The following is a 3730-nucleotide window of genomic DNA, read 5'->3' as shown; positions in this document are numbered from 1 at the left end:
GATCAAGTTCACGCCGGCCCTCGGCCCCGAGCTGCGGCGTGAACTTGATCAGCGGCTGGCAGATGCGCCGGAGCCCGCGCGGGTCGTGCCGGGCGAGGTCCACGTGGATGTGGTCGTAGTGGAAGACGTTCGAGCCGGGCGCCAGCACCGTGGTGAACCGCTGGCAGGCTCCCAGGAAGACCTCGCGCAGGAAGCCCTGCTCGGCCTCGGTGCCGCGCCAGCCGCCCTTCACGGTGATGACGTAGCCGTCCGCGAGCTTGAAGGACATGATGTCGACGGCGTTGCCGAAGGAATGTTCCGAGAGCTTGGCGCCCGGCTGGTTGTTGCGCCCGCGGCAGGCGTAGGCGCCCGCGTTGATCTCGGCGACCGGCTGGCCGAAATAGAGCTCGGCCGCCGGCTGGATCGTGTCGGCGAGCCACGCCTCGGCCTCGGAGAGGGCCGGGCAGGCGAGCGTCATGCGCTGCTTGAGCGCCACCGTGCCGTTGCCGAGCCGCGTCACCCGGAAGGGCTGCTGCATGCCGCAGGAGCCGGGCCCGTCGATCTCTTTGGCCGGCGTGATGAACTCGGTCGTCGTGACGAGCTTGCGGGACAGGCAGGCCTGCTCCGCCTGATCGCGCCAGGGATCGCGGCGCTCGAACTTGTTGAGCGCACAGCCGGTGAGCCCCGCGCCCGCGAGCGCAAGGGCGGAGAACGCGAGAACGCTACGCCACATGACCCGGACGATGCGCACGAGTCCGTAAAGCCTTCGTCAACGATGCGGGAGGGCGCATGCGCGCGGCGGGCGTTGACAGCGGCGGCTCCGGATCGGACTGGTATGCCATGCTCTCGCTCGTCGATATCCGTTCCCGCATCGCGGCCGGCACGCTCACCCCCGAGGGGGCCGTGCGGCTGTCCCGCGAGGCCGTCGCGGCGCGCGAGCCCGCGGTCGGCGCGCTGGTCTCCGTCGCGCAGGACCCCGTCATCCCGGTCGAAGGGCCGTTCGCGGGCATCGCGGTCGGCGTGAAGGACATCATCGACACCGCCGACCTGCCGACCCAGATGGGCTCGCCCATCTACGCGGGCTGGCGCCCGCGGGGCGACGCCGCCGTGGTGAGCCGCCTGCGGGCGCTCGGCGCCTGCGTGCTCGCCAAGACCACGACCTCGCCCTTCGCCGGCATCGACCCGACGGGCACGCGCAACCCCCACGATCCCGGGCACACGCCGGGCGGCTCCTCGGCGGGCTCGGCCGCCGCGGTCGGGGCCGGGATGCTGCCGCTGGCGCTCGGCACCCAGACCGGCGGCTCGGTGATCCGGCCGGCCTCCTTCTGCGGCTGCGCGGCGATCAAGCCCTCGTTCCGTCTCCTGCCGACGGTGGGGGTGAAGACCTTCTCGTGGGCGCTCGACACGCTGGGCCTGTTCGGCGCGGAGGTGCGCGACGTCGCCTACGCGCTGGCCCACCTCGCCGGCCGGCCGGAGATCGACGGCGCCGCCTCGCCCGACGCCCCCCGCATCGGTCTCGTGCTGCAGGATTTCGCGGGGGCGGCGGAGCCGGAGGCCCAGAGGGCGCTGGAGGCCGCCCGCCGGGCTGCCGAGCGCGCGGGGGCCCGGGTCAGCGAGGTCGCGCTGCCCGCGCCCCTGCCCGAGGCCTGGGCGCTCCACGGCGTGATCCAGGACTACGAGGCCCGGCAGGCGCTCGCCTGGGAGATCGCCGCGCACCGGGCGGAGCTGCCCGAGAAGGTCGGACGCCAGCTCGACGCGGCCGCCGCGATCCCAGCCGCCGAGTACGACGCCGCGCGCCGCTGCGCGCACCGCTCGCGCCGGGTGCTGAAGGACCTGTTCGGGGATTTCGACGCGCTCCTGACCTTCTCGGCGGCCGGACCCGCGCCCGCCGGCCTCGGCTCGACCGGGGACCCGCGCTACAACCGGCTCTGGACGCTGATGGGCGTTCCCTGCGTGAACGTGGCGGTGCCGGGCGACGGCCTGCCGGTCGGCGCGCAGGTGATCGCCCGCTTCGGCGACGACGGCCGGGCGCTCGCCGTGGCGCGGAGGATCGAGGCGGCGCTCGCGCGCGGCTGAGGCCGGCTCAGGCGGGCGGCCCCATCGCCGCCTCCAGCCGCGCTCCGAGCCTGCGCAGGGTGCGGCTGAACAGATCCGGATTCTTGAGCGCGCGGTGACCCGCGCGCCCTGGATCGCCGCCATCGTGTCCTCGGCGAGGTCGAGCGTGTTGGCGTATGGTGCGCCGGCTTGCGCCTCAATCGAGGGCGGCGGCCTGCCGGACGGCGTCGCGCCGCCGCGCGCTCACCTGCACGCGGTCGCCGATCCGCGCGATCTCGATCGCCTCGGGCGCGTCGCCCGGCGCGCGCGGCGTCGAGAGGGTGACGCTCTGGCCGGCCGCGAGCACCGTCTCGAAGCGCACGCCCGGGGCGGCCGCGCGGGGCGCCAGGGTGACGACCACCCGGTAGCCCCGCGCCTCCGGGGTGTAGTAGGCGACCCCCAAGAGCGTGCCGAGATCGATGCTGCCGGCCGCGCCCGGACCGATGTCGGCCGAACGGGCTGCACCGAGGCCGGCACCGACAAGCGTGGCGGCCGCGAGGATGGTCTGGAGGATCATCTTGCGAACGGTCATGGTTCCGGTCCTTCTGAGGGGCCGGGGCTCGCCGCCCCGGTGATGGAGCGGATCTATTTTGCGCTGCATCATGGATCAAACCGATCGCATTGCTAATGACTATCGATCACGTCGATCTAGCTCGGGTCGATCTCAATCTCCTCGTCGCCCTCGACGCGCTGCTGGCCGAGCGCAGCGTCACGCGGGCGGCGGCGCGGATCGGCCTCGGCCAGTCGGCGATGAGCTCGACGCTGGCGCGCCTGCGCCGCCTCTTCGACGACGAATTGCTCACCCGCTCGCCCGAGGGCATGCGCCCGACCCCGCGGGCGCTGGCGCTGGCTGAGCCCCTGCGCACCGCCCTGCGGCAGGTCCAGGCGCTGGTACGCCGCGAGGAGGCGTTCGATCCCGCCACCGTCGAGCGCCGGTTCACGATCAGCCTGCCGGACAGCACGGAGGTTCTGCTGGGGCCGCGCCTGCTGGCCTATCTGCGGGCGGAGGCGCCGGGCGTGCAGCTGCTGCTGCGCGCCTTCGACCGGGCCACGATGCTCGAGGATCTCGACACCGACCGGATCGACCTCGCCATCGCGCTGGCGCCGGAGGGGCAGCTCCACCACAAGACGCGGCTGCTCTACCGCGACAGCTACGTCTGCCTCTTCGACCGGGCCCAGGTCGGCCTGGAGCCGCCGATCTCGCTCGACGACTACCTGCGCTTCCCGCACGTGCTGACCAGCCTGCGCGGCACCGCCCACGGCGTGGTGGACGACGTCCTCGCCGAGCGCGGCCTCGGCCGCACGCTCGCGGTGACGACCCCGCGCTTCCTCGCCGTGCCCTTCCTGGTGCGGGGCGCGCCGGTGATCACGACGATGCACGCGCGGCTCGCCCACTTCTTCGCCAGCGCGCTCGGGCTGACCGTCAGCCCGGTCCCGGTCCCGCTCGCGGAGGTGGCGGTCTCGATGGTCTGGCACGCCTCCTACGACGACGACCCGGCCCATCGCTGGCTGCGGCAGGTCCTGGTCCGGCTGGCCGGCGAGACGCAGGAGGCCGAGAGCCTCTAGGCCGTCAGTAGGGCACGCCCGTCGAGGACCCTGGCGGCGGCTGGATCGGGATCGGTGCGGGCTCCGCGGGGCGCGGCGTACGGGCCGGGGC

Annotated in this window: 4 protein-coding genes; 2 read left to right on the top strand and 2 right to left on the bottom strand. The window is 73.9% G+C overall.

What is annotated here, in order from left to right; translation table 11 throughout:
• On the bottom strand, positions 1 to 712 hold a 712-nt coding region (locus AX737_RS07735; protein WP_066920350.1), incomplete at its 3' end, for an extensin family protein.
• 107 nt (positions 713 to 819) lie between these two features.
• Here AX737_RS07735 and AX737_RS07730 point away from each other — a divergent pair.
• Positions 820 to 2055 carry an amidase gene (locus tag AX737_RS07730; RefSeq protein WP_066920348.1) on the top strand — a complete coding sequence of 412 codons (1236 nt, stop codon included), beginning with the start codon at positions 820 to 822 and terminating at the stop codon, positions 2053 to 2055.
• A gap of 175 nt (positions 2056 to 2230) precedes the next feature.
• On the opposite strand, the gene AX737_RS07725 is transcribed toward AX737_RS07730, so the two are convergent.
• On the bottom strand, positions 2231 to 2605 hold the full coding sequence (locus AX737_RS07725) for a hypothetical protein (protein WP_066920346.1): 375 nt from the start codon (positions 2603 to 2605) through the stop codon (positions 2231 to 2233).
• Between the two features lie 95 nt (positions 2606 to 2700).
• On the opposite strand from AX737_RS07725, the gene AX737_RS07720 reads away from it, so the two are divergent.
• The gene (locus AX737_RS07720) at positions 2701 to 3639 is read left to right on the top strand and encodes a LysR family transcriptional regulator (RefSeq protein WP_066920344.1); all 939 of its coding nucleotides are present in this window, start codon (positions 2701 to 2703) and stop codon (positions 3637 to 3639) included.
• Positions 3640 to 3730 lie beyond the last annotated feature (91 nt).

It is taken from the genome of Methylobacterium sp. CCH5-D2 (assembly GCF_001556475.1).
Lineage (GTDB): Bacteria > Pseudomonadota > Alphaproteobacteria > Rhizobiales > Beijerinckiaceae > Methylobacterium > Methylobacterium hispanicum.
This window is presented reverse-complemented; position numbering and strand designations above follow the sequence as displayed.

What these genes read in the sequence shown, in the direction of transcription:
- AX737_RS07730 (WP_066920348.1), top strand. Translation starts at nt 820, where the DNA reads ATGCTCTCGCTCGTCGATATCCGTTCCCGCATCGCGGCCGGCACGCTC.
- AX737_RS07725 (WP_066920346.1), bottom strand. Translation starts at nt 2,605, where the DNA reads ATGACCGTTCGCAAGATGATCCTCCAGACCATCCTCGCGGCCGCCACG.
- AX737_RS07720 (WP_066920344.1), top strand. Translation starts at nt 2,701, where the DNA reads ATGACTATCGATCACGTCGATCTAGCTCGGGTCGATCTCAATCTCCTC.